The organism is Nonomuraea sp. NPDC052116 (assembly GCF_040680035.1).
GTDB lineage: Bacteria > Actinomycetota > Actinomycetes > Streptosporangiales > Streptosporangiaceae > Nonomuraea > Nonomuraea angiospora_A.
Genome location: NZ_JBFAWA010000002.1, coordinates 472,680 through 496,278 on the forward strand (window position 1 = coordinate 472,680; position 23,599 = coordinate 496,278).

Here is a 23,599-nt window from a genome sequence, read left to right on the forward strand (position 1 = left end):
CTTGTCACGGGTTGGGGACGGTGTCCGTGAAGGAGGTGCCGGCGGCGCGCAGGGAGGCGACGCGGCCGGTGACGTCGGCGGGCGGGACGACCTCGTTCTTGCTGTAGTAGAGCCAGTCCACCTGCTGCCGGTACGTACGCGTCCCCGTGGCGGCCTGAAGATCGATGAACCAGTTATTGAACATGATCCACATGGGCGTCTCGGGATAGTAGATGTCACCGTGGTCGGCGAACAGGCGGCCGTCCACGTAGTACCTGATCCGGCCGCCGGAGACCTGGATCACGAGGTCGTGCCAGCCGGCGAAGCTCGCGCGCTCCTCGGTGTGGGTGTTGACGGCCTGCCACGGGTCGGCCTGGTAGGTCTCCCAGCTGGTGGTGTAGAGGATGTTGGACGGCTCGCCCCAGCCGCCGTTCGGCAGATACTCGAAGTCGAGCTCGCCGTAGTCGGGGTCCAGGTTGTAGCGCAGCGGGGTGATGGTGAAGAACGTCTGCACCACGTGCTCGCCGTCGGGGCCACTGGTCGGGGCGTCGCTGAAGCGGACGCGGGCGGCGTAGGTGCCCTCGAAGAACTTGCGGTTCGCGGTGGACAGCTCGGTCTGGACGGTGCCGGCGGCGGTGCCGTTCGTGGTGGAGTCGAGCGTCAGCAGGCCGCCCGGGAACGAGACCGCCGAGGGCGACCAGGTGGCGCCGGGCACGCCGGGGCCGCCGGAGCTGGAGCGCACCGTCCAGCCGCGCTGGGCGAGGCGGGGGTCGCTCGACCCCGTGTACGTGAAGTCGTCGAACAGCACGCCCGCCGAGCCCGTCGGGGGGACCGTGGGCGTGGGAGTGGGGGTGGGTTCGGTGCCGTTCGGCCGCCCCCACGCGAGCTGGCCGTTGACGTAAACGGTGACCTTGTCCCAGTTCGTGTAGGTGGTGTTGGACCCGTAGGAGTAGTCGTCGCTCTGCGTGAACGTCTGCCAGTCCGCGCGGTAGAAGCGCAGCTGCAGGTCGCCGGTGTTCGCGCCGGGGGCCAGGTTGCCGGAGCTGAAGCCGACCTCCAGGTACTGGTCGGCGCCCGACTGGCGGACGAACTGCCCGGTCACCGTCGAGCAGCCCACCACGGCCCAGGAGCAGGCGAAGCGGTAGGTCTCCGTGCCGGTCAGGTAGTAGCGGATCTTGACCTGGTTGAGCGGGATCGTGGTGGTGCCGTCGTTGAAGAGCTGGAGCCAGGGCTCGGCCTGGGCGGTGGTGGCTCCGGGAGCGCTGGTGCGGTACTGGAGGCGTACGGACTGCTGGGCGCTGGCCGGAGCGACCAGGGCCACGACGACGAGGACGAGAGGGAGGACTAAGGAGAGGACAACTTTTCCGATATTTCGGTACATGGGGGGTTCTCCTTGCGAGGTCCGGCCCCGGATTCCGGGCATGCCGAACAGAGCTCGTGACAGCTTGCGGAGGACTCAGGCGCCGCGCCGGATGCGACCGGCGTACAGCGCCTCCAGCTTGAGGTTGTGGGCGTCACCCTCGGGGACGTTGGCCGACAGGTAGACCGGCGGCACCTCGCCCGCTTCGAGCAGATTACGTACGGTCTGAGCCACGACGAGCTGGGCCAGCAGCGCCGAGGTGATCGTGGAGACGGCTCCGACGGAGGCGCCCGCGTCGGGCAGGGGGAGCACGGCGTCGCCGTAGGGCGCACGGTTGTCCAGGACGACGTCGGCCAGGTCGAGGAGCTTGCGGCCCGATGGGTGGCGGGACGCGACGGCTTCGCCGTGGGCGCGCGAGGTGATCGCGATCAGGTCGTGACCGCGCTGCTTGACGAGCGTGGCCAGCTCGACGACCACGCCGTTGACGCCCGAGTTGGAGATGATGACGAACAGGTCGCCGGGATGGACGGGCGCCAGGTCGAGGATGGCGCGGGCGACGGACGGGTCGCGTTCGAGGTCGTAGCGGTCCAGCTCGGAGCGGGGGGCGTCGCCGTACAGGACGAGATCCCTGAGCGCGAGCTTGCTGGTGGGCACGAGGCCGCCGGCGCGGCCGGCGATCTCCATCGCGACGGCCTCCGAGTGGCCGGAGCCGAACGCCTGGATGACGCCGCCTCCACTCACCGCCTTGGCGAAGAGGCCGGCAGCTCGGGCGATCTCCGGATCTTCCGGAATCGTCCGGACGAGGTCGGCGATGTGCTGAGCGAACTTTGCTGGATCTACTGTCATAAATCCCCTTCCGGGAGTCGATGTCCGGCCACCGCCCGGACAGTCACGTCGAATGCCTGCCTGGTGCGCTCGTACGTGCGCTGGGCCACCGACACGTACACGACGTCGAGCACCAGGAGCTGCGAGTGGATCGCGGCGAACCCCTCCGACCTGAAGCTCGTCGCGCGGCTGGCCGTGGTCAGCACCAGCTCGGCCACCTCGGCCAGCGGGGAGCGCGGCTGCGAGGTGACGGCCACGGTGATCGCGCCGTGGCTGCTCGCCTCCGCGAGCACCTCGATGACCTCGCGCGTCCGGCCGCTGTGCGAGATCCCGATCGCCACGTCGCCCTGTCCGAGCAGCGCGGCGTCCGTCAGCGCGCTGTGGGCGTCGGACCTGCTCCAGGTCGGTACGCGCATGCGCTGCAGCCGGTACTCCATCTCGCTGGCCACCGCCGCGCTGCTCGACACGCCGAACAGCAGCACCCGCCCGGCCCTGGCCACCGCCTGGGCGGCCTTGTCCACCACGGCCAGGTCGAGCTGGTCGGCGGTCTCCTGGATCAGGCGGATGTCGTTGCCGGACACGACGCCGAGCACCTTGTCGAGGCTGTCGTCGGGGAGGATCTCCTGGCCGATGTCGGTGTGCCAGGTCTGCTGGGCCTTGCGGCCGGTCTCGGTGGCGACGGCCACGCGCAGCTCGGCGTACCCGGTGAAGCCGAGAGCGCGGCAGAAGCGCGTGATGGTCGCCGTGGACGTCCCGCTCCGCTCGGCCAGGTCGACGATGGTCAGCCGGGCGGCCTCGGCGGGCGCGGCCAGGATCACCTCGGCCACCTTGCGCAGCGCCTCGGGCATGTCGCGCTGCTCGGCCTCGATGCGGTTGAGTAGTTCCACGTGATGAAAATTATGACCAGGACCTGGCACCGTCAAGGCGTTTGGGCAATAATTTTTGACATGCTGGTACTCGGGATCGACGCGGGCGGCACCTCGTCGCGGGCCGCGCTGTTCACGGTGGACGGGGCGCCGGTGGGGCGGGGGCACGCGCCCGGCGCCAACCCGGTGACGCTCGGCATGGACCGGGCCTGCGCGCACCTGACCGCCGCCGTCCGGGAGGCGGCTTCATCCTCGTTACCGCACGTCAACGCGGTGGTTCTGGGGTTGGCGGGGAATCCGGCGGCGTGCCGGGAGCTGGCCGGGCGCGTCCTGCGCCCGCTCCTCCCCCAGGGCCTGCCGGTACGGGTCGTCGGCGACACCGTGACCGCGTTCGCGGCCGGCACCTCCTCGCCGTCGGGCACCGTGCTGATCTCGGGGACGGGGGCGATCGCGGCAAAAATTACCGATCACGAGCAGACGGCGACCGCAGACGGGTACGGGTGGCTGCTCGGGGACGAGGGCTCGGGCTTCTGGCTCGGCCACGCCGCCGCCCGCGCCACCGTCCGCGCCCTCACCGCCCTCTCCGCTCGAAGCGCCGGGGGTGGGCGGCTGGCGGAGCTCGTCGTCCGGCAGCTGCTGCCCGACGGCGTGGGCGAGGACCCGGTCGCGCAGCTCGCGGCGGCGGTGCACGCCCGGCCGCCGCTGGCGCTCGCCGAGCTGGCGCCCCTCGTCAGCCAGGCCGCCGAGGCGGGCGACCCGGAAGCGCGGGCCCTCGTCGCCGAGGCCGCGGCCCGGCTGGCGAGCACGGCGGCCCAGGTGCACGAGCCCGGCCTGCCCATCGTGCTCGCAGGCGGCGTGCTCACGTCGGAGGGCCCCGTCCAGCGAGCGGTCCACGACCGCCTGGCGGACGCCGTCACGGCGGGTGACCCGGCGGGGGCGGCGGCCTGGCTGGCGGCCCGGGACCTGCTCCCGGACGCCGAGGCACCGGCCCGGCACGCCGCCTTCACCGTCTGATCCCGGCTACTCGTCCAGGATCTTCGTGTCGCCGTAGACGGGGTTCTTCGGCAGCCGTTCCTTGGTCACCATCAGGCGCACGACTCCGGCCTTCTCCGACTGGACCTCCCAGACCATCCAGTCGTCGCCGACCTTGGCCGACTGCTGCTTCGGGTCCACCCCGTAGCCGTCGTTGTCCGGCGCGGGGGTGATGATCTGGAAGACCGCCTCGAGGCCGCGCCGGCGAACCTCGGCCATGACCTCGCCCACGGTCTTCCCGTCGGCGCGGTAGCCCGCCAGCATCTCGCCCTTCTTCATGGCCGAGCGCCAGTTCTGGTACCTCTCCCCCGGCCGCGCCGCCCGCCCCAGCCGGACCGAGGCCCAGCCGGTCCAGCCGCGGGCCACCTCGACGGTCATCGCGCAGCCCGCACTGCCGAACGCGCAGCCCTCGGGCGACGTGCCGTTGGTGATGGACTCGCCGTTGTCCGCCAGCGGGCCGCTCAGCCGCATGCCCGTGATCTGGCCCACCTGGGTGGGAGAGACCGGCACGACCTCCAGGTTCACGTTCAGGCCCACGGCCTTGAAGCCCTCGGTGTACTTGGCGTAGTCGGCGAACGGGTCCTTGATGGTGGCCACGTACATGTCGCCGCGCAGCTCGATGTCGATGGCGGAGTTGGCGTAGGAGGTGGCGGGGCCGCGCGGGCCGAGGACGGCGGGGGCGATCACGGCGGCCGCGGCGAGCCCGGTGACGGCCACGGCGCCCACGACCAGCCGGGTACGCCACCGAGAGGTCCGGCGGCGGGCGGGCCCGATGGCAGACTCGGCGGCGGGCTCCTCGGAGGTGATCGAGGCGAGGAGCGCCCGCGCCCCCGCGCCGGACGCCTGGCCCGCCAGATCCTCGTCGCGGACCCTGGCGAGGTGCTGCAGGTTGTTCATGCGGACTCCATGATCAGGTGGTTGACGGTCACGCCCGCCGCGGCCAGCGCCTTGGAGAAGCGCTTGCGCGCCCGGTGGAGGCGGATGCGGACGGCGTTGCGCGAGCAGCCGAGCACGGTGGCGATCTGGGCCCGGTCCAGGCCCTCCCAGGCCACCAGCGAGATCAGCTCCCGGTCGTCCTCGGACAGTTGCTCGAACGCCCGCGCGATCGCGCCCAGCTCGACACTGGTCTCGGGCGAGTGCGCGTACAGGTCGGCGAGGTCGGCGTCGAGCTCCATGCTGTGGTTGCGGTGCCTGGCCTGGCCGCGGCGGTGGTTGGCCAGCACGTTCCTGGCCACCCCGTACAGCCACAATCTGGACGCGCCGCCCGGCGGCAGCACGTCCATGCGGCGCCAGGCGATCGCGAACGTCTCGGCGACCACGTCCGCCGCGTCCTCCGGCGAGTCACAGCGGCGCATGGCGTAGCCGAGTATGTGCTCGTACGTCTGCTGGTAAACGGCCTCGAACCGGGTCCTCCGGTCGTCATCCACGGGCGGTCCCCATGGTCGGCCTCCTCGGTCGTCGGGATCGGATCACCCCGTACATGTCGGAGGCCTCATCAGCATTTCAGCCGATTTTTCACCGTACGAGCAGGGCGGCGCTCCCGTAGCTGCCCCCGAACCCCGTCACAAGGGCCACCTCACGGCCCTCACGCAGCTCCCTGACGGCCTGGGCCACGTTGTTCAGGCCGTGCACGTAGCCCTCCGAGAGCAGCCCGCCGTGCGGGTTCACCCAGGCGTGCCGGCGCTCCAGCAGGTACGGCCCCAGATCCCCACGCTCGACCAGCCCGAAGTCCTCCAGCTGCCGGGGCACGAGCCACGAGTAGGCGTCGTACGGCAGCGCCACGTCCACGTCCGACGGCCGCAGCCCGGACGCCTCCCAGAGCATGGGCGCCACGTACGCCGAGAAGATCGCGGTGACGTCCGGGGCGCGGTCCATCGACGAGCAGCCGGGGCCTCCCCCGCGGACGACCGCCCGCACGCGCGGCCCGTCGAGCACGCCGCTGACCACGAGGGCGCAGGCCCCGTCGGTCTCCTGGCAGCAGTCGACCGTGCGGAGGGGGGTGCTCACGTACGGCCGGGCGAGGTAGTCGGCGAGCTCCAGGGGTTCGCGGCGCAGGGCCCGGGGGTTGGCCTTGGCGTTCTCCCTGGACTGGGCGACGACCGCGTGCAGGTGCTCCTCCGTGAGGCCCGTGTCGTGCAGGTAGCGGGTCGCGGCCAGGGCGAACAGCGGGATCGGGCCGGCCAGCCCGTACGTGAAACGCTCCTGGGGGCCGGTGGAGACGGTGTTCATGCGCTTGCCGGAGCGGCCGTTGAGCGCCCGATAGACCACGATATTTCGCGCCAACCCGGCGTGTATGAGCATCGCCGCGTCGCCCAGGATCGACGCCGCCTGCGTGCCTCCCCCGGCGATGTCGTTGTGCCACCCGAGCCGCTCGATGCCCAGGGCCCGCGCGACCTGGACGACGGGGGCGGAGTCGTTCAGGTGGTAGCTGAGCACCGCGTCCACGTCGCGCGGCCCGATGCCCGCGTCCGCGCACGCCGCCCGGCACGCCTCGACCGCCAGCTCCAGCTCGCTCCGCCCGGACTCCCTGGTCAGCGCCGTCATCCCGACCCCGGCCACCGCCGCCAACCCCCCGAACGGCTGCTGTGTCGATGGCCTCACTCCGTGAGGCGGGCTCGGTCGCTTCAAGCCGTCGCCTTCCCTCGTCGCTCGGGTCGCTCCGCTCCCGGCGCTCCTCAGTCCAGGCGACGGCGCTCCCTCGCGGTGGCCCGCTCCGTAGACGCACGCTAGCCCGCCCCGACTGTCGAGACAAGCGCTTGCTCGTCAACCACATCCAATCCGGAAATGTCGCCACCAGTGGATAACTGAATATCTTCACGGGAGGCAGGTCCTCTTGTAATACGGAGGAGTGATCAACCGATAAGCCCATCATCACGCTGAGGTGAGGGATGGATCTACGCTACGTTCGGTACGCGATGGCGATCGCCCGCGCGGGCAGTCTCCGCCGCGCCGCCACCGCGCTGCACATCGCACAGCCCACGCTGTCGGAGCAGCTCAGAGCCCTGGAGAAGGAGATCGGCGTCGAGTTGTTCAGCCGGTCGTCCAGCGGCGTGCAGCTGACCGAGGCGGGCGAGGCCTTCCTGGCCCAGGCCACCGTGGCGGTCGACGCCTTCGACCGCGCCGTGGCCGCCGCCAGGAACAGGGTCACGGCCGCGCGTCTAGGCGTGGCCGACGGGCTGGCGGACGTGGTGGCCCGGCTGCTGTCCCAGCTCCAGACCTCCAACCTGCGCGTGGCCCCCATGGGAACGGCCGAGCAGATCGTCTCCATCGCGGACGGCACCCTGCAGGCCGGGCTCGGCTACGCGCCGGGCTCGCTGCCCAGGGGCGTGGCCCGCATGCTGGTCCACCGTTTCCCGGTGCGCGCGCTGCTCCACCGCGATCACCCCCTGGCGTCGTACGAGGCGCTGTCGCTGGCGGACCTGGCGGGCGAGCCGCTGGTGATGCCGGAGTCCGACGCGGTCGCCGGGGCCCGCCGCTTCCTGGAGGGGTTCGTACGGCACCGCCTCCACCCCCGCCTCGGCCCGGCCGCGGCCACGCACGACCTGGTCATCAACATGGTGGAGGAAGGCGCGGGCTACGCGCTGTGCGTCCACGAGGGCACCACCATCCCCGACACACTCGCATTTGTCCCCATAAAAGAGGACGTGCCGCCGCTGGAAGTGGTCTTCCTCTGGAACCGCCAGACGGACGTCCACGAGCTCCTCAGCGCCGCCCGGCACCTCGCCCGCTCTGGATAGCGCTATTATCTAGCGATGCGCATCTCCGAACTCAGTGCCAAGTCCGGTGTGGCCATCCCGACGATCAAGTACTACCTCCGCGAGTGCCTGCTGCACCCCGGCGAGCAGACAGCCGCGACCAGAGCCGAGTACGACGAGTCCCACCTGCGCAGACTCCGCCTGATCCGAGCCCTGCTCGAAGTGGGCCGGCTCCCCGTCGCCTCGATCAAGAAGATCATCGAGGCCGTCGAGGACGAGTCGCTCCCCGTGCACCTGCTGCTCGGCACCGCCCACTACGCTCTGAGCGCCACGGTCGAGCCCGAGCCCGGCGAGGAGTGGCAGACCGCCCGCGACGAGGTGGACCGTCTCGTCGCCGGCCAGGGCTGGGACGTCACGCCTACCGCCCCCGCCCGGGACGAGCTGGCCCAGACGATCGTCCGGATGCGCCAGCTCGGCCTGCCCGTCGACCTGAAGCCGTACGTCGAGATCGCGCAGAAGCTCGTCTCCGAGGTCGAGATGAACACCATCCCCTTCGACGGCCCGCGCGACGCCGCCGTGGAGGCCCTGGTGCTCGGCACCGTCCTGTACGGCAAGGCGTTCGAGGCGCTGCGCCGCATGGCCCAGGAGTCGGAGTCGGCCCGCCGCCTGTCCCCCTAGATGAGGCCGTTCTCGCGCAGCAGTGCGAGGTTGTTCACGGTGACGGCGCCGCGCCAGTCGAGCGCCCCGGCCGGGGAGATGCGCGCGTAGTCCACTTCCCATCCGCCGTCGTCCTTCTGCTGCCCCGCCAGCCGTACCAGGTCCGCCGCGATCACGTCGGGCTCGAAGAGATCGCGGGCCGCCCCGCCCGGGTGGGGCGCGAAGTCCAGCGGCCGCAGCGTCTCGAACTCGGTGCCGCCCTCGACCGGCACCCGCCCGTCCGCGGGGATGTGCGCGGCGAGCCGCTTGAGCAGGTCGGCCGCCCTGGGCTGGGTGTCGTACACGGCGTCGAGGAAGCGCACCGCGAACGCCAGCACGTACGCGTGCGGCGCCTTGTCGAGCTCCTGGATCGCGTCGAGGCAGTAGCGCGTGGCCCGCTCCAGCCACGGATGCGCGGCCACGGCCGGGTCGTGGGCCGCGACGCGGTGGGCGGCGGCCGCCGAGATCGAGGTGATCTGCAGGGACGAGGTGCCCGCGTCGCCGCCCGCCCACCAGGGCGCGGTGGCCTCGCCGACGGTGAGCGGCAGCGAGAACGGCACCCCGCCGTCCGGCAGCGTGACCGAGTCCAGCCAGTCGCACAGCGCCGCGGCCCGCGGCGAGGTCACGGGGGCGACGTCCGCGAACACCTCGAAGGCGTGCAGCGCCGCCCCAGGCTGGCTCTCGGGTGAGCGCAGGTCCGGCTCCAGGCCCCAGCCGTAGCCGCCGTCGGGGTTGCGGTAGGCCTCCAGCGCGCCCAGCGCGGAGGCGGCGTCGCCGTCGCCCATGAGCAGGTCGTAGCGGCGGCGGTCCAGTACTCGTGCGTGCCCGGCGAGGAAGCCGGGGATAGCGGAAAGGTTCACGTTCATGGACTCATCGTGCCCACGTCGGCGACATGCGGTCTTGTAAGTTCCGGACCGATCCGCCGGCGGTGAGAATGGGGCGCATGGACGGCGAGCGGGCCCGCGCGAGGTTCCGGGGCGAGCGGGTGGCGCGGCTGGCCACGGCGAGCGGCGACGGGACACCCCACCTGGTGCCCGTCACCTTCGCCGTGGTCGCGGACCGGGTGGTGACCGCGATCGATCACAAGCCGAAGACCACCACCGACCTGAGACGCGTGCGCAACATCCGGGAGAACCCGCGGGTCAGCCTGCTGGCCGACCACTACGAGGACGACTGGACCCGGCTGTGGTGGGCCCGCGCCGACGGCCTGGCCGCGGTCGTCGAGGAGGGGCCGGAGCGCGAGCCGGCGCTCGACGCGCTGGCGGCCAAGTACGGCCAGTATCGCGAGCACCGGCCCGGCGGCCCCGTGATCCTCGTGGACGTGACCCGCTGGAGCGGCTGGTCGTTCACTCCGTGATGGTGACGGGCCGCTTCAGCAGCCACAGCGCGGCCCGCTGGAGCATCGTGCGGTGCACCTCGTTGTCGTACGACCTGGTGTCGTGGCCCAGCGCGTCGTAGAACACCCGGCCGCGCCGCACCGGCCGCGCCCAGACCAGCGGCTGGCCGTTCGAGGACGCCAGCGGCTCGACGTCCGGCAGGATGTCGAGGTCGCTGTAGACCTCGTCCACCACGTCGAAGTCCCGCAGGCCCTCGACCACCGGATGATCGCCGTGCACCCGCACGCCCGTCCACCCCAGGGGCGGGTGGTGGGACTTGGGCCAGGTCCAACAGCCGCCCAGGACGCGCGGCCAGCCCTGCCAGTCGTCGAAGCAGATCGACGCCGAGTGCATGCACAGCAGCCCGCCGCCCCGGTCGAGGTGATCGAGGAGCGTGGTGCGGGCCTGCGCCGGTAAGGCGAAGCGCCACTCGTCACGCAGGTCGGCGAAGCGGTCGTGGTCCATCTGCCAGCGCAGCGCGTTGACGGTGATGAGCTGGACCTCCGACGGCTCGCTCAGCGCGCCCGCGATGTCCTCGGTGATCTCCGACTCGACCCCCACCTCGGTCAGCACTTCCGCGAGCGCTGCCGACGTGGCGGCGAAGTCGTGGAACGGGCCTCCTGACAGGATCAGATTTCTCGCCACCCGCCAAGCTCATCATGCTTACCGCGGCTTTTCCACCCATGAACCGTCGGCCGCCCCCACTTCGGCACCCTCGCCGGTGACCGGGCATGATGCCAACCGTGGACTTCGAGGAGCACCGCCCCATGCTGCTCGGGCTGGCCTACCGCCTGCTCGGCAGCATGTGGGACGCCGAGGACGTCGTACAGGAGGCCTGGCTGCGCTGGCAGGGCACCGACCGGAGCGAGATCAAGGAGCCGCGCGCCTTCCTGGTGACCGTGGTCTCGCGGCTGGCGCTCGACCAGCTGCGCTCGGCGCGGGTCAAGCGCGAGGCGTACACGGGGCCGTGGCTGCCCGAGCCGGTGATGACGGCGCAGGCGGGACCGCTGGACACGGCCGAGCTGCGGGACACCGTCTCGTACGCGACCCTGCACATGATGGAGCGGCTGTCGCCGCCGGAGCGGGCGGTGTTCGTGCTGCGGGAGGCGTTCGAGCTCCCGTACGACGAGATCGCGGAGATCGTCGGCATCTCCGTGGCCAACGCCAGGCAGCTGCACCGCCGGGCCTCCGTCCGGCTCGCCGAGGGGCGCGACCGGTTCCACCCGTCGGCCGAGGACCACACCGAGCTGCTGACGAAGTTCATGGACGCGGCGGCGGGCGGCGACCTCGCGGCGCTCACCGAGCTGCTGCACGAGGACGTCGTGTCCTACAACGACGGCGGCGGCAAGGTCAGGGCCGCGCTGCGGCCGATCCTCGGGCGCCACAAGGTGATGGCCTTCCTCAACGGCCTGCTCAGCCGTTACGACTTCGCCGACTCCCGGCTGATCGAGCTCAACGGCCAGCCGGCCCTCTGGACCCGGGTCGCGGGCCACCGCCAGGTCGTGCTGATCGACGTCCACGACGGCGTCATCACGCGCATCTACGGCCTGCTCAACCCCGACAAGCTCACCCGCGTCACCCCCGACGCAGAGGTCGCGGCACTCCCGCACGATCTATAGTCGCCCCTATGGATCTCGGCATCTCGGGCAAGGTCGCCCTCGTCACCGGAGGCAGCGCGGGCATCGGGCTCGCCGCCGCCAAGAGCCTGGCGCGGGAGGGCTGCGACGTCTGCGTCGCCGCCCGCAACCCGGAGCGGCTCGCGGAGGCGGTCGTGCAGTTGCAGGAGTACGGCAAGGTCGTGCACGCCGTGCTGGCCGACGTGGAGGACCCGGCCGCGGCCCGGCGGGTGGTCGAGGAGACGCGTGACGTGCTCGGCCCGATCGACATCCTGGTGGCCAGCTCCGGCGGACCGCCGTCCGGCCGCTTCGACGAGACGAGCCTGGCCGACTGGGACGTCGCCGTCCAGCGCAACCTGCTCGGCACCGTACGCCTGATGTACGCGGTCCTGCCCGAGATGCGCTCGCGCGGCTGGGGCCGCATCGTCACGATCACCAGCAGGTCGGCCCGCGAGGCGCTGGACGGCCTGGCGCTGTCCAACGCCACCCGCTCGGCCGTGGCCGGCGTCGTGCGCACGCTGGCCCGCGAGGTGGCCCGCGACGGCGTGCTGGTCAACAACGTGATGCCGGGCCCGATCGACACCGACCGGCTGCGGACGCTGGCGGGCGACGAGGAGGGGCTGGCCCGGCGGGGCGAGGCGGTGCCGATCGGGCGCGTCGGCAACCCGGAGGAGGTCGGTGACGTGGTGGCGTTCCTGGCCAGCGAGCGGGCCTCGTTCGTGAACGGGATCTCGATGCTCGTGGACGGCGGCGAGAGCCGCGTCATCGCGTAACGGGCGTCACTTCCGCACCAGCGTGCGCGCGATCGCGGCGGCCCAGGGCTCGTCCGCCTCCGGGAGCTCGATGTAGTACGTCAGGTTCGCCCGGTGGAAGCAGGCGCCCATCAGCATCGACGCGGCGGCGTCGGCGTCGATCCCCTCGTCGAGCCGGCCGCCGCGCTGCTCGGCCCGGAGGATCTCGGCCAGCGCCCGGATCGGCAGGTGCGGGCCCATGTCGCTGGCGGCCAGCATGCCCCTGAACCCCGCCATGAGCGACGGGTCGGCCAGCAGGCCGGAGGCGATGGCCGCGGCCTTGGTGTAGAACTCCAGCGCCATCAGCGCGAACTCGGCCAGGTTGCCGGCCAGGTCGCCCTGCCCGGTGCTCTCCCGCAGCCGCTCCAGCGCGGGGCCGAGCGCGGGCAGCCGCTCCAGCAGGACTGCGAGGAACAGCGCCTCCTTGCCGGCGAAGTGCTTGTAGAGCAGCGCCTCGGAGCAGCCTGCCTGCTGGGCGATACGCTTGGTGGTGGCACCCGCGATGCCGAACTCCCGAATCGCCTGCTCGGCGGCGTCGATGATGCGATCGCGTGTACGCATCCGACCATGATATGAGCGAGTGCCTACCGACTCCCCCGCACATGACATGCTTCCAGTAGGGACGAGTGGGGAGAAGACATGGACAAGCCGGTCATCGTTACCGTTGATGACGATCCGGGCGTCTCACGGGCGGTGGCCCGCGACCTGAGACGCCGCTACGGCCAGGAATACCGGATTGTCCGCGCCGAGGCGGCCCGGGACGGCATCGAGGCCGTCCGGGAGATGCGGCTGCGGGGTGACGAGGTGGCGGCCATCCTGGCCGACTACCGCATGCCGCAGATGAACGGCGTGGAGTTCCTCGAGGCCGCCATGGACTTGTATCCGTACGCGCGCAGGGTGTTGCTGACCGCCTACGCCGACACCGACGCCGCGATCCAGGCGATCAACGTGGTGGATCTGGACCATTACCTGCTCAAGCCGTGGGACCCGCCGGAGGAGAAGTTCTACCCGGTGATCGACGGCCAGCTCGACGCCTGGATGCGCACGGACCGGATCGAGCGGTCCGAGCTGCGGGTGGTGGGCGACCGGTGGTCGGCTCAGTCGTACAAGGTGCGTGACTTCCTGGCCCGCAACCACGTGCCGTACCGGTGGATGCTGTCGGAGGACCCGGAGGGCGAGCAGCTGGTGAAGGCGGCCGGCGAGGGCTGCCACCTGCCGCTCGTGGTGACCGCCGAGGGCACCACCCTGGAGTCGCCCGACCAGGCCACGCTGGCGGCGGCGGTGGGCCTGTCGACCACGCCGGCCACCGACTTCTACGACCTGATCGTGGTCGGCGGCGGGCCGGCCGGGCTCGGCGCGGCCGTCTACGGCGCCTCGGAGGGGCTGCGGACCGTGCTGGTCGAGGCCTACTCCTCGGGCGGCCAGGCGGGGCAGAGCTCCAGGATCGAGAACTACCTGGGCTTCCCCGACGGCGTCTCCGGGCAGCAGCTCGCGGACCGGGCGCGCAGGCAGGCGCTGAAGTTCGGGGCGGAGCTGCTGACCGCGCGCAAGGTCGTCTCGCTGGAGCCGCGCGGGCAGGCGCGGGTGGTCGGGTTCAAGGACGGCGGGGAGATCGCCGCGCACGCGGTGATCCTGGCGACCGGCGTCACCTACCGCCGGCTGGACGCGCCGGGGCTCGACGAGTTCACCGGCCGGGGCGTCTTCTACGGCGCCGCTCTGACGGAGGCGCCGTCCTGCCAGGACACCGACGTCTACATCGTGGGCGCGGCCAACTCGGCCGGGCAGGCGGCCGTCTACCTGTCGGGATTCGCCAGCAAGGTCAATTTGTTGGTGAGGGGTGACGGTTTGGAGAAGTCCATGTCGCACTACCTCATCGAGCAGATCGCCGCGATCCCCAACATCGAGGTGCACCTCCAGACGGAGGTCGTCGGCGGTGAAGGCGACGACCACCTGGAGCGGCTGACGCTCTCGACCAAGGGCGAGCAGCGCACGGTCGACGCGCAGTGGCTGTTCGTGTTCATCGGGGCGGAGCCGTACACGTCGTGGCTGGGCGAGACGGTCGAACGCGACGAGAAGGGGTTCGTGCTGACCGGGCCCGACCTGGTGCAGGGCGGGAAGCGGCCGCGTAACTGGCCGCTGCGGCGCGAGCCGTACTTCCTGGAGACGAACGTGCCCGGGGTGCTGGCCGCGGGTGACGTACGCGCCGACTCGATCAAGAGAGTGGCCTCCGCCGTCGGCGAGGGCGCGATGGCCGTCGCGCTCGTGCATCGCTACTTGGAGAAGCAATGACCAACATCGACATCGATGAACTGCGCAAACTCTTCCTCTTCGAGCGGCTGAACGACGAGCAGCTCACCAAGCTGGCCAACAGCGGCCAGGTGCGCACGTTCGGCCAGGACGAGGTGATCCTCCAGCAGGGCGACCCGGCCGAGTGCTTCGCGGTGCTGCTCGAGGGCGAGATTCAGATGATCAGCGAGACGGTCAGCGCCGGGACCGTGGCGATGCCCCGTGCGTCGCAGCCCGGCGTCTACGGCGGCGCCACCAGCGCCTACCTCGGCGACCGGGCGCCGCAGACGTACCAGCACACGCTGCGGACGACCGCGCCGACGCGGATGTTCTTGCTGCCAGCCAAGAAGTTCGCCTACATCGTGGCCGAGTGGTTCCCGATGGCGATGCACCTGCTCGACGGCATGCTGTCGGGCGGGCGGATGCAGAGGGAGGTCATCGACCGGCGGCAGCGGCTGACCGCGCTCGGCACGATCACGGCCGGGCTCACGCACGAGCTGAACAACCCGGCCGCCGCGGCGGTGCGCGCCGCGAGCGAGCTGCGCTCGCTGATCAAGACCTCGCGGCTCCAGCTCGCCCAGCTCGCCGAGGAGGGCATCCCGCCGGAGAAGCTGCGCACGCTGATCGAGTGGCAGGAGTCCTGCACGGCCAACCTGGGCAAGCTGCCCCAGCGCAGCCCGCTGGAGACGTCCGACGCCGAGGACGAGCTGGGCGACGCGCTGGACGCGCTGGGCATCGAGGACGCGTGGGACCTGGCTCCCGCGCTGGTCAACGCCGGGTTCACGCCCGAGGCGCTGGAGAAGATCCGCGGCAAGGTGGGCGAGGACCGCGTTCCCGCCGCGGTGCAGTGGCTGGCCAAGGCGATCGAGATCTCCCAGATGCTCAACGAGGTGACCGAGGCCACCGAGCGCATCACGTCGCTGATCGGCTCGGCCAAGCAGTACTCGCAGATGGACCGGGCGCCGTTCCAGCAGGCCGACGTGCACGACCTGCTCGACAGCACGGTCGCGATCTTCCGCGGCAAGATCCCCCCGGGCATCACGGTGGCCACCGACTACGACCACACGCTGCCACCCATCCCCTGCTACGCGGGCGAGCTCAACCAGGTCTGGACGAACCTCATCCACAACGCGCTCGACGCGATGGGCGACGGGGGCACGCTCACGATCCGCACGGCGCACGACGAGGACGAGGCCATCGTCGAGATCGGCGACACCGGCCCCGGCGTGCCCGAGGCGATCAAGGACCGGATCTTCGAGCCGTTCTTCACCACGAAGAGCGTGGGTCAGGGCACCGGTCTCGGCCTGGACATCTCGTACCGGATCGTGGCCGGACGGCACGGCGGGGAGATCAAGGTGCGCTCGGTTCCGGGCGAGACCTGGTTCGAGGTACGGCTGCCGCTCCGGGAGCCGGTTGTCGCCGTCTCTTGACCTGACTCTTGTCAGGACGCTTCCTTACCGCGTGTAATGGTTGACCGAAATGCGGGAAGGAGGCGTGCCCGTGAGCGCGTCCGAGACGGTGACAGGTTCGCGGTCCCTGAACGGCCTCCTCCGGGTGCTGGGCGGGATCGAGCGGCTGGGCAACAGGTTGCCCCATCCGTTCTGGCTGTTCGTCATCCTGGCCGCGTTACTGGCGCTGGTCAGCTGGGGTCTGGCGGCGGCAGGGGTGTCGGCGGTCAACCCGGCGACGGGCAAGACCGTCGTGGCCAAGAACCTGCTGTCCGCCGACGGCGTGCGGATGATGGTCGGCGACGCGGTCACGAACTACACCTCGTTCCCGCCGCTCGGCACGATCCTGGTCGTCATGCTCGGCGTCGCCGTCGCCGAGCGCTCGGGGCTGCTGGCCGCCGTGCTGCGCTCCGGGGTGTCGAGGGTGTCGCCGAAGTGGGTGACGTTCGCGCTGGCGTTCACCGGCATGGTGGCGCACGTGGCCTCCGACGCCGCGTACGTCGTGCTCATCCCGCTCGGCGCGCTGGCCTTCCGGGCGGTGGGGCGCAGCCCGATCCTGGGCATCGTGGTGGCGTTCGTGTCGATCTCGGCGGGCTACGACGCCAGCCCGCTGATCACGCCGACCGACGCCATCCTGTCGGGGCTCACCACGGCCGCCGCGCACACCGTCGATCCCGCCTACACGGTCACGCCGCTGGCCAACTACTTCTTCTCGCTGGCCTCCTCCCTGGTGCTGGCCGCCACGATCACCCTGGTCACCGAGCGCGTGCTGGCGCGCCGGGTCGAGTCGCTGCCCATCGACCCGGAGCCCTCCCCCGCCTCCCCCGCCTCCCCCGCCTCCTCCACCTCCCCCGGCTCCTCCACCTCCTTCGACGAGGATCTGGGGGCGCTGGCGCTCAGCGCCTCGGAGCGGAAGGGGCTGCGGGCCGCGTTGATCGCGCTCGTGGTGTACGTGGCCGCCGTGGTGGCGGCCGTGCTGCCCGCCGGGTCGCCGTTGCGCGGCAAGGACGGCGGCATCGTGCAGTCGCCGCTGCTCACCTCCATCGCGATCTTCCTCGCGCTGGCGTTCCTGGCCGTCGGGTGGGCGTACGGGAAGGCCGCCGGGACGATCACCGGCAGCCGGAACATCCCCGGTTTCATGGCCCACGGGTTCCGCGAGATGGCGCCGATCCTGGTGCTGTTCTTCGCGATCTCGCAGTTCCTGGCGTACTTCAAGTGGACCGGCATCGGCGAGATCATCGCGATCGACGGGGCCGGCCTGCTGAAGTCGGCCGGGGTGAGCGGGCCCGTGGTGTTCCTGGGCATCCTGGTCGTGGTCACCCTGATCAACCTGGTGGTGACCAGCGGGTCCGCGCAGTGGGCGCTCGTCGGCCCCGTCTTCGTGCCGATGCTGATGCTGCTGAACATTCCGCCCGAATACACCCAGGCCCTCTACCGCATCGCCGACTCGTGCACCAACGCGATCACGCCGATGAGCCCGTACTTCGTGATGGCGCTCGGCTTCCTCCAGCGCTACCGGCGCTCGGCCGGGATCGGCACGCTGGCCTCGATGACCATCCCGCTCTCGTTCACCCTGCTCGTCGTCTGGACGCTGCTGTTCTTCGCATTCTGGTGGCTCGGCATCCCGCTCGGCCCCGGAGCGCCGATTCCTTAGAAAGGACCTCGTGTTGATCAACGACTGGGCCCGGCAGTCCCTGCCGGCCATGCTCGACGACCTCAAGGCCGCGGTGGAGCTGGAAACCCACAGCTACGACAAGGCCATGCTGGTCAAGGGGCTGCGCGAGATCCGTGGCCGGGCCGTCGAACGCCTCGGGACGCCGGACGAGGAGGTCCTGCACGACGGCGGGTCCTACGGCGACATCCTGGAGCTGACCTACCGGGGCACCGCGCCCGGCACCGTGCTCATGCTCAGCCACTACGACACCGTCTGGCCGACCGGGACGCTGGCCGCCTGGCCGTTCGCGGTGGTGGACGGCAAGGCGACGGGGCCCGGCGTGTTCGACATGAAGACGGGCCTCGTCCAGTCGATCTGGGCCCTGCGCGGGCTGCGCGAGCTCGGGCTGCCGCATCCGAGCGTGCGCTACCTCTTCAACGGGGACGAGGAGATCGGCAGCCCCGCCTCGCGCACGCACATCGAGGCGGCCAGCGAGGACACGCTGGCGACCCTGGTCTTCGAGGCCTCCCAGGAGGGAGCGCTCAAGACCGCCAGGAAGGGCGTGGGGCTGTTCAACGTGAGCGTGACCGGGGTGGAGGCGCACGCGGGGCTCGACCCGTACGCGGGGGCGAGCGCCATCCACGCCCTGGCCGAGATCGTCACCACCCTGGCCCGGGCCGGCTCCCGCGAGCGCGGCACCACCGTGAACGTCGGCCTGATCAGCGGCGGCACCGGGCGGAACGTGACAGCCGGGGACGCGAGCTGCGGAATCGACGTACGCGTCACGGATCCGGCGGAGATGGGACGTATCGACGACGTCTTCGCCGACCTGAAGGCGTCGGACCCCCGGGTGACCATCTCGGCCACCGGGGAGTGGAACCGCCCGCCCATGACGCCGAACGCGGCCTCCCAGCGGCTGTTCAAGGAGGCGCGGGAGGTGGCGGCCGGGTTCGGATGGCTGCTGGACGAGGTGTCGGTGGGGGGCGCCAGCGACGGGAACTTCGTCTCGGCACTGGGCCGGCCGGTGCTGGACGGGATGGGGGCGGTGGGGGATGGGGCGCATGCGCGGCACGAGCACGTACTGGTGGAGCACATCGCGGAGCGCACGGCGCTGACCATGGGCCTGATCACCGCCCTCGCCTGAGCCCGCCGCTCCCGAGGGGACGCAACCCGCCTGTTCAATCAGGCGGGCTGTGGCGGCGTCAGCCAAAGACGCGGCCGAGCTCTGACCGTCAGGCGCGATGTGGCAGTGGGTGGCGTCAGCCGAAGACGCGGTCGCGGGCCAGGTCGAGGGCGGTCAGCACGGCACCCTGGAGCACGGCGTTGCCCGTGACCGTGCTGGCGCGGACCTCGGTCGGCGCCGGGGCCAGGGCGCGCAGGTGGTCGGCCACCAGCTCGGCCAGCCCGTCCCCGCCCGCATGACCCGTCGTCCCGCCGAGGACGACGAGTCCCGGGTCGAGGAGGGTGGCGTAGGCGAAGGCACCCTGAGCGATCCGCCGGGCGAGTTCGTCCCGGTCGAACCTCCGTATGATCTCGGCGTTCAACAGCTCGCAGAACGCCACGCCCCCGACCTCCAGGAACCCGATCTCCCCCGCGCCGCCCGACGCACCCCGGCGCAGCCGGCCCTCGAGCACGACCGCCGCTCCCACCCCGTCGTCCAGCCAGAGGAGCACGAAGTCCTCGCTCCCGGCGGCGGCTCCAGTGCGGAGCTCGGCGATGGCGGCCAGGTTGACCTCGTTCTCCAGGATCACGGGCACGCCCAGGCGCTCGCGTACGGACCCCATCATGCCGGGCCGCCACCCCGGCACGTCGTTGGATGACACCAGCTCCCCGTGACGCGGATCGACCAGCCCCGGCGCGCCGACCACGACCGTGTCCAGCGCGCGCCGCCCCACCGCGCCCCCGACCACCTTCGCGATGAGGGCTGCCAGGTCGGCTCTCGCGCCGATCGTCGTGCTGGCCTCGCTGACCACTCGCCCGGTGATGTCGGCGACCGTGACGTTGACGGCGTCGCGCCGTACGTCCACCCCGGCCACATGAGCCCGGTCCGCCACCAGCCCGTACAGGCGCGCGTTCGGGCCCCGCCGGTCCTCGCCGCTCTCGCCGGTGACCTCGACGAGGCCGCCTGCCATGAGTCGTTCGATCAGGTCGGACACGGTGGGCCTGGACAACCCGGTCAGCGTGCGGAGCTGCGGCGCGGTCAGTGGACCGTGCTCGAGTAGCAGGTCGAGGGCCAGCCGGTCGTTGATCGCTCGGGCCAGGGCGGGGGTGGCGGTCTTCACGGTCCTCATAATAATCAGGGACCCTGCCTAAAACCTCTTTTCATCAGGAACCCTGCCTGATAATTTTCGGATCATGAGCCATCACCGTGCCATCGCGGCCGTCTTCGTCGCGCACGGCGCCGTAGCCGGCAGCCTGTCCACGCGCATCCCCTGGATCCAGGAGCACCTGCACCTCAGCCCAGGCGCCCTCGGCCTCGCGCTGCTGTGCCCGTCGATCGGCGCCTTCGTGGGCATGCCGATGGCCGGCCGCCTCGCCTACCGCTTCGGCAACCGCGCCGCCACACGCGTCCTCCTCGCGCTGTGGTGCGCGGGCCTGGCCCTCCCCGCGCTCTCGCCGTCGCCCGTGTGGCTGTTCGGGGCGTTCCTGCTGTTCGGGGCGTCGGCGGGCATGTGCGACGTCGCCATGAACGCGCACGCCGTCCTCCTCGAACGGCATCTGGGCCGCTCGATCATGTCGGGACTGCACGGCATGTGGTCCGTCGGCAGCCTGGCCGCCGGCGGACTCGGCGCTCTGGCCGCGCACGCGGGCATCGACGCCCGGATCCACCTCGGGGTCATGTCGCTCGCGTTACTCGGCCTCGGGGCGGCGGCCGGGCGCGGCCTCCTCCCCGACAGCGGGATGACGGGTTCCGTACGCGACGCGCCTGCGCCGCGGCGTTTCGCGCTCCCCACGCGAGGGATCCTGGTGATCGGGCTGGTCGGGTTCTGCGCGACGTTCGCGGAGGGCGCCAGCTCGAACTGGTCCGCCGTCTACCTCACCGCCGTCACCGACGCCGGCCCCGGGTTGGCCGCCGCCGGATACACCGTCTTCATGCTCTGCATGGCGAGCGCGCGACTGCTGGGCGACCACGTCATCCGCCGGCTCGGTCCGGCGGCGACGGTCAGGGCCGGCGGTGCCGTGGCGGCGGTCGGCGGCGTCCTGGTGGTCGCGGCCCGTACGCCCGCGCTCGGCATCGCCGGGTTCGCCCTGGTCGGACTGGGGATCGCGGTGATCGTGCCGCTCGTGATCGTGGCGGCGGGCAACGCGGGCACGACTCCGGGCGAGGGCGTGGCGGGCGTCGCGACGATCACGTACCTGTCGGGCCTGATCGCCCCGGCCGTGACGGGCTGGGTCGCGGGCGCGCTCAGCTACCCCGCCGCGTTCGCGCTGATCACCTGCGTGGTCGTGCTGCTGACGCTGCTCGCCCCGGTCTTGCGCCCTTCCCGCACCGCTCCCCCGGAAAGAGCCGTCCGTGTCGACGCCCAACCCTGACGACCCGCCGACCTTGCTCGCACCCCTCCTTCAGAAGGAGCCGTCCATGTCGACACCCAACCCTGACGATCTGCTGCTCGCACCTCTCCCCCACAAGGAGCCGGTCCATGTCGACGCCTGACCCCGACGACGTGCTGATCGACGAGGCTCTTGTACGCCGTCTGCTGGCGGCGCAGTTCCCCCAGTGGGCCGATCTACCCCTCTCCCCCGTGCCGCGGTCCGGGATGGACAATGCGACGTTCCGACTCGGCCCGGACATGTCCGTACGATTGCCGCGCTATCCCCGGTGGGTCGGCCAGGTTGACCGCGAGCACGAATGGCTGCCGCGACTCGCCCCGCACCTGCCGCTGCCGATCTCCGAGCCGCTCGCGAAGGGCAAGCCCGGCGAGGGTTACCCGTTCCCCTGGTCGGTCTATCGGTGGCTGCCTGGTGAGACCACGGAAGATCTCGCCGATCCCGTCGAGGCGGCCAAGGAACTGGCGGGGTTCGTGAGCGCGCTGCAGCGGATCGACGCGACCGGCGGCCCCGGGCCTTCGTGGAGCAACGCGTTCCGGGGCGTGCCGATGGGCGACGAGCGCGACTCGGTGGCTGTCGAGGCCCGCGTACGCCCCAAGATCGAAGCGCTGCGCGGGATCGTCGACACCGGCGCGGTGACGGCCGTGTGGGAGGCGGCCCTGGCGGCCCCCGCCTGGGACGGCCCGCCGGTGTGGATCCACGGCGACCTCGCGCCCGGGAACCTCCTGACCGTCGAGGGCAGACTGAGCGCCATCATCGACTTCGGCACGCTCGCCGTCGGCGACCCCGCCGTTGACCTGCTGCCCGCGTGGACGTTCCTGCCTGCGGTGGCTTGGGACGTCTACCGGGAGACGCTCGGCGTGGACGACGCGACGTGGGCGCGGGGCCGCGGCTGGGGCCTCGCGTCGTCGCTCCCGGTGCCTGACGACCCTTTCTACGCCGATCCCGTACGCGTCGAGCGAGCCCTGCGCCAGCTCGACGAGATCATCGCGGACTTCCGCGCCACCTGAGGTGTCCTTGGCCCGAGGACACCACCCACCCGAACCGGGCTGCTCTGGCGGGCATTGAGGCCCAATCCTGTTCGTCTTGCTCAGTTGAGATAGAAAAGGTGCTCAACTGGGCGATCGTGGCAGGAACGACACTCGAAGAGGTACACACTGCCCCCGCCCGACACCATCAGGCCGGGCGGATTGTGCGCGGCCTCGGCTCGTTCGGACCTCGAAAGGTAGATCTCCGGCCCGCTGTCGTCGTCGGGCCGGTCCTCCACCGGGAGCCAGGTCCGCCAGGACTCCCCGTCGAACTCGTCACAGGCCACGGTCAGCAGATGGTGGATGGGCTGCCCGCACCTCTCGCAGCTGAACCAGGTCGTCGAGCCGTTCCATCCGTGCGGATGACCACCGACTTTGGTTCCGGGGGCCGCGCTGAGGTGGTAGAAGTAGTCCCACTCGGTCCTCTCCTCGAACCGGCGCAGCCGGTCGTCGATCTGGTTGTGCACTTCCTGCGGTATGTCGTCCCAGTCGGGGTACTCCGTCACCTGCTCCGGGTGCACCACGCAGGGGATGGGAACGTGACCCTCGGGAGCGTCAGCGGGTGCCGGGGGCGTGACGAGCACCTGGCGGACGTCAGCCGCGTTCCTCCAGCGCACCTGCGGCAGGGGGCAGCGCTCGGCGGGCTCCTCCCCGTGGTTGAACGGGCACCACAGCACTTGGAGCAGATCGCTTCCCTGCGGGAACGGCACACCGGGCGCGTCCGCCGCGTAGAGCTGCATGACCGGCACCATGGGCACCACGGCCTCGTGGCGGGTGGCGTCCTCCAGACCGTCGTCGTTGTAGTGTTCCTCGGCGCACAACGGCCAAGGTTCATCGGCCGGCCACCTCAGCGGGCCCCCGACAGAACTGTCCTCGTACGACGGGATTCCCGCACGCGGATGCAGCCGGAGCGCGCTTCTGCCGAACGGCTTCAGCTCGGGAAAGAGTTCCTCCACAGCTACCGGCCGAGGCGGAGTATGGCGGGCCATCATTCACTTCTCCGATGACGTTCCGTTCCGGACGCGAGGACCTTATCGTCCGGGTCCGACAAATGGTCCGCCGCGCTGATGGCGCCGCCGCCGAGTGAAGACGGCCTCATGCCTGGATGAACGGCTATGGCAAGCTGCGGCGCTGCACGTCAAGGTCTGGAGAACCGTCCCTCCACCCGCCGCCTCAGCGTGTGGCGGGGACGTCGAGCCAGTCGGCCCAGGAGGTCCAGTATCGGTCGTCACGAACGATGGTTTCCCCGACATCGAAGGCGATGGTCAGCACAGACCGAGCCTACGCGTGAGGGATAGCCAGCTGAGGCCCGGGACGCCTCCGGTATTGCCGGCCCTCGGAGCATGCGATCGTGTGGCCGAAACCCGGAAATAGCTGGCGGCACAGAGCGATTGGTCT

General features: G+C 71.2%; 23 protein-coding genes. 12 read left to right on the forward strand and 11 right to left on the reverse strand.

The window, feature by feature from the left end; translation table 11 throughout:
* Positions 1-4: 4 nt before the first annotated feature.
* The 3 genes from AB0L65_RS05115 to AB0L65_RS05125 form a co-directional block, all read right to left on the reverse strand.
* Positions 5-1,360, reverse strand: a complete 1,356-nt coding sequence (locus AB0L65_RS05115; RefSeq protein ID WP_364240365.1) for a cellulose binding domain-containing protein — start codon at positions 1,358-1,360, stop codon at positions 5-7.
* A 75-nt stretch (positions 1,361-1,435) separates the two neighbouring features.
* Positions 1,436-2,185 (reverse strand): SIS domain-containing protein, encoded by a 750-nt coding sequence (locus tag AB0L65_RS05120; protein ID WP_364240367.1) that lies wholly within the window; start codon positions 2,183-2,185, stop codon positions 1,436-1,438.
* Positions 2,182-3,051, reverse strand: coding sequence for a MurR/RpiR family transcriptional regulator (locus AB0L65_RS05125; protein ID WP_355201494.1), 870 nt, complete (start codon positions 3,049-3,051; stop codon positions 2,182-2,184). Before AB0L65_RS05125 ends, AB0L65_RS05120 begins: the two co-directional genes overlap by 4 nt.
* Positions 3,052-3,111: 60 nt before the next feature.
* Here AB0L65_RS05125 and AB0L65_RS05130 point away from each other — a divergent pair, with 60 nt between their 5' ends.
* Positions 3,112-4,044, forward strand: a complete 933-nt coding sequence (locus AB0L65_RS05130; RefSeq protein ID WP_364240369.1) for a BadF/BadG/BcrA/BcrD ATPase family protein — start codon at positions 3,112-3,114, stop codon at positions 4,042-4,044.
* A gap of 6 nt (positions 4,045-4,050) precedes the next feature.
* Here the strand turns inward: AB0L65_RS05130 and AB0L65_RS05135 are convergent, their stop codons facing one another.
* The 3 genes from AB0L65_RS05135 to AB0L65_RS05145 form a co-directional block, all read right to left on the reverse strand.
* On the reverse strand, positions 4,051-4,959 hold the full coding sequence (locus tag AB0L65_RS05135; protein WP_364240371.1) for a hypothetical protein: 909 nt from the start codon (positions 4,957-4,959) through the stop codon (positions 4,051-4,053).
* Positions 4,956-5,489 (reverse strand): RNA polymerase sigma factor, encoded by a 534-nt coding sequence (locus AB0L65_RS05140; RefSeq protein ID WP_364240373.1) that lies wholly within the window; start codon positions 5,487-5,489, stop codon positions 4,956-4,958. Before AB0L65_RS05140 ends, AB0L65_RS05135 begins: the two co-directional genes overlap by 4 nt.
* Positions 5,490-5,577: 88 nt before the next feature.
* Positions 5,578-6,606, reverse strand: coding sequence for an acetyl-CoA acetyltransferase (locus AB0L65_RS05145; protein ID WP_364240593.1), 1,029 nt, complete (start codon positions 6,604-6,606; stop codon positions 5,578-5,580).
* A 344-nt stretch (positions 6,607-6,950) separates the two neighbouring features.
* On the opposite strand from AB0L65_RS05145, the gene AB0L65_RS05150 reads away from it, so the two are divergent.
* Both AB0L65_RS05150 and AB0L65_RS05155 read left to right on the forward strand, forming a co-directional pair.
* Complete coding sequence (locus AB0L65_RS05150; RefSeq protein ID WP_364240375.1) at positions 6,951-7,799, forward strand: LysR family transcriptional regulator; 849 nt, start codon at positions 6,951-6,953, stop codon at positions 7,797-7,799.
* 15 nt (positions 7,800-7,814) lie between these two features.
* A complete protein-coding gene (locus AB0L65_RS05155) occupies positions 7,815-8,435 on the forward strand; it encodes a MerR family transcriptional regulator (protein ID WP_364240377.1) in 621 nt (206 codons plus the stop codon).
* On the opposite strand, the gene AB0L65_RS05160 is transcribed toward AB0L65_RS05155, so the two are convergent.
* Positions 8,432-9,319 (reverse strand): hypothetical protein, encoded by an 888-nt coding sequence (locus tag AB0L65_RS05160; protein ID WP_364240379.1) that lies wholly within the window; start codon positions 9,317-9,319, stop codon positions 8,432-8,434. The genes AB0L65_RS05155 and AB0L65_RS05160 overlap by 4 nt on opposite strands.
* 77 nt (positions 9,320-9,396) lie before the next feature.
* On the opposite strand from AB0L65_RS05160, the gene AB0L65_RS05165 reads away from it, so the two are divergent.
* Complete coding sequence (locus AB0L65_RS05165) at positions 9,397-9,810, forward strand: TIGR03668 family PPOX class F420-dependent oxidoreductase (protein WP_350724515.1); 414 nt, start codon at positions 9,397-9,399, stop codon at positions 9,808-9,810.
* Here AB0L65_RS05165 and AB0L65_RS05170 read toward each other — a convergent pair.
* The gene (locus AB0L65_RS05170) at positions 9,800-10,474 is read right to left on the reverse strand and encodes a ThuA domain-containing protein (protein WP_364240381.1); all 675 of its coding nucleotides are present in this window, start codon (positions 10,472-10,474) and stop codon (positions 9,800-9,802) included. The genes AB0L65_RS05165 and AB0L65_RS05170 overlap by 11 nt on opposite strands.
* An 89-nt stretch (positions 10,475-10,563) precedes the next feature.
* Between AB0L65_RS05170 and AB0L65_RS05175 the strand changes: the two genes are divergently transcribed.
* Positions 10,564-11,448 (forward strand): RNA polymerase sigma-70 factor, encoded by an 885-nt coding sequence (locus AB0L65_RS05175; protein ID WP_364240596.1) that lies wholly within the window; start codon positions 10,564-10,566, stop codon positions 11,446-11,448.
* 8 nt (positions 11,449-11,456) lie between these two features.
* A complete protein-coding gene (locus tag AB0L65_RS05180) occupies positions 11,457-12,218 on the forward strand; it encodes an SDR family oxidoreductase (protein WP_364240383.1) in 762 nt (253 codons plus the stop codon).
* Between the two features lie 6 nt (positions 12,219-12,224).
* Here the strand turns inward: AB0L65_RS05180 and AB0L65_RS05185 are convergent, their stop codons facing one another.
* Entirely contained in the window at positions 12,225-12,797 is a 573-nt protein-coding gene (locus tag AB0L65_RS05185) for a TetR/AcrR family transcriptional regulator (RefSeq protein ID WP_364240385.1), read from the reverse strand.
* Positions 12,798-12,875: 78 nt separating this feature from the next.
* Between AB0L65_RS05185 and AB0L65_RS05190 the strand changes: the two genes are divergently transcribed.
* From AB0L65_RS05190 to AB0L65_RS05205, 4 genes are all read left to right on the forward strand, one after another.
* On the forward strand, positions 12,876-14,525 hold the full coding sequence (locus AB0L65_RS05190; protein WP_364240387.1) for an FAD-dependent oxidoreductase: 1,650 nt from the start codon (positions 12,876-12,878) through the stop codon (positions 14,523-14,525).
* A complete protein-coding gene (locus AB0L65_RS05195; protein WP_364240389.1) occupies positions 14,522-15,952 on the forward strand; it encodes an ATP-binding protein in 1,431 nt (476 codons plus the stop codon). Before AB0L65_RS05190 ends, AB0L65_RS05195 begins: the two co-directional genes overlap by 4 nt.
* Positions 15,953-16,022: 70 nt before the next feature.
* Positions 16,023-17,624 carry an AbgT family transporter gene (locus tag AB0L65_RS05200; protein ID WP_364240391.1) on the forward strand — a complete coding sequence of 534 codons (1,602 nt, stop codon included), beginning with the start codon at positions 16,023-16,025 and terminating at the stop codon, positions 17,622-17,624.
* A 10-nt stretch (positions 17,625-17,634) separates the two neighbouring features.
* The gene (locus AB0L65_RS05205; RefSeq protein WP_364240392.1) at positions 17,635-18,768 is read left to right on the forward strand and encodes a M20 family metallopeptidase; all 1,134 of its coding nucleotides are present in this window, start codon (positions 17,635-17,637) and stop codon (positions 18,766-18,768) included.
* Positions 18,769-18,883: 115 nt separating this feature from the next.
* Here the strand turns inward: AB0L65_RS05205 and AB0L65_RS05210 are convergent, their stop codons facing one another.
* Positions 18,884-19,906, reverse strand: coding sequence for an ROK family transcriptional regulator (locus tag AB0L65_RS05210; protein WP_364240394.1), 1,023 nt, complete (start codon positions 19,904-19,906; stop codon positions 18,884-18,886).
* A 73-nt stretch (positions 19,907-19,979) separates the two neighbouring features.
* Here AB0L65_RS05210 and AB0L65_RS05215 point away from each other — a divergent pair, with 73 nt between their 5' ends.
* Positions 19,980-21,158, forward strand: coding sequence for an MFS transporter (locus AB0L65_RS05215; protein WP_364240396.1), 1,179 nt, complete (start codon positions 19,980-19,982; stop codon positions 21,156-21,158).
* Between the two features lie 107 nt (positions 21,159-21,265).
* A complete protein-coding gene (locus AB0L65_RS05220; RefSeq protein ID WP_364240398.1) occupies positions 21,266-22,183 on the forward strand; it encodes an aminoglycoside phosphotransferase family protein in 918 nt (305 codons plus the stop codon).
* A gap of 80 nt (positions 22,184-22,263) precedes the next feature.
* On the opposite strand, the gene AB0L65_RS05225 is transcribed toward AB0L65_RS05220, so the two are convergent.
* On the reverse strand, positions 22,264-23,022 hold the full coding sequence (locus tag AB0L65_RS05225) for a DUF1963 domain-containing protein (protein WP_364240400.1): 759 nt from the start codon (positions 23,020-23,022) through the stop codon (positions 22,264-22,266).
* Positions 23,023-23,599: the final 577 nt, after the last annotated feature.

What these genes read in the sequence shown, in the direction of transcription:
- AB0L65_RS05115 (WP_364240365.1), bottom strand. Translation starts at nt 1,360, where the DNA reads ATGTACCGAAATATCGGAAAAGTTGTCCTCTCCTTAGTCCTCCCTCTC.
- AB0L65_RS05150 (WP_364240375.1), top strand. Translation starts at nt 6,951, where the DNA reads ATGGATCTACGCTACGTTCGGTACGCGATGGCGATCGCCCGCGCGGGC.
- AB0L65_RS05160 (WP_364240379.1), bottom strand. Translation starts at nt 9,319, where the DNA reads ATGAACGTGAACCTTTCCGCTATCCCCGGCTTCCTCGCCGGGCACGCA.
- AB0L65_RS05220 (WP_364240398.1), top strand. Translation starts at nt 21,266, where the DNA reads ATGTCGACGCCTGACCCCGACGACGTGCTGATCGACGAGGCTCTTGTA.
- AB0L65_RS05135 (WP_364240371.1), bottom strand. Translation starts at nt 4,959, where the DNA reads ATGAACAACCTGCAGCACCTCGCCAGGGTCCGCGACGAGGATCTGGCG.
- AB0L65_RS05185 (WP_364240385.1), bottom strand. Translation starts at nt 12,797, where the DNA reads ATGCGTACACGCGATCGCATCATCGACGCCGCCGAGCAGGCGATTCGG.
- AB0L65_RS05155 (WP_364240377.1), top strand. Translation starts at nt 7,815, where the DNA reads ATGCGCATCTCCGAACTCAGTGCCAAGTCCGGTGTGGCCATCCCGACG.
- AB0L65_RS05120 (WP_364240367.1), bottom strand. Translation starts at nt 2,185, where the DNA reads ATGACAGTAGATCCAGCAAAGTTCGCTCAGCACATCGCCGACCTCGTC.
- AB0L65_RS05165 (WP_350724515.1), top strand. Translation starts at nt 9,397, where the DNA reads ATGGACGGCGAGCGGGCCCGCGCGAGGTTCCGGGGCGAGCGGGTGGCG.
- AB0L65_RS05215 (WP_364240396.1), top strand. Translation starts at nt 19,980, where the DNA reads ATGAGCCATCACCGTGCCATCGCGGCCGTCTTCGTCGCGCACGGCGCC.
- AB0L65_RS05180 (WP_364240383.1), top strand. Translation starts at nt 11,457, where the DNA reads ATGGATCTCGGCATCTCGGGCAAGGTCGCCCTCGTCACCGGAGGCAGC.
- AB0L65_RS05190 (WP_364240387.1), top strand. Translation starts at nt 12,876, where the DNA reads ATGGACAAGCCGGTCATCGTTACCGTTGATGACGATCCGGGCGTCTCA.
- AB0L65_RS05195 (WP_364240389.1), top strand. Translation starts at nt 14,522, where the DNA reads ATGACCAACATCGACATCGATGAACTGCGCAAACTCTTCCTCTTCGAG.
- AB0L65_RS05145 (WP_364240593.1), bottom strand. Translation starts at nt 6,606, where the DNA reads ATGACGGCGCTGACCAGGGAGTCCGGGCGGAGCGAGCTGGAGCTGGCG.
- AB0L65_RS05175 (WP_364240596.1), top strand. Translation starts at nt 10,564, where the DNA reads ATGCCAACCGTGGACTTCGAGGAGCACCGCCCCATGCTGCTCGGGCTG.
- AB0L65_RS05130 (WP_364240369.1), top strand. Translation starts at nt 3,112, where the DNA reads ATGCTGGTACTCGGGATCGACGCGGGCGGCACCTCGTCGCGGGCCGCG.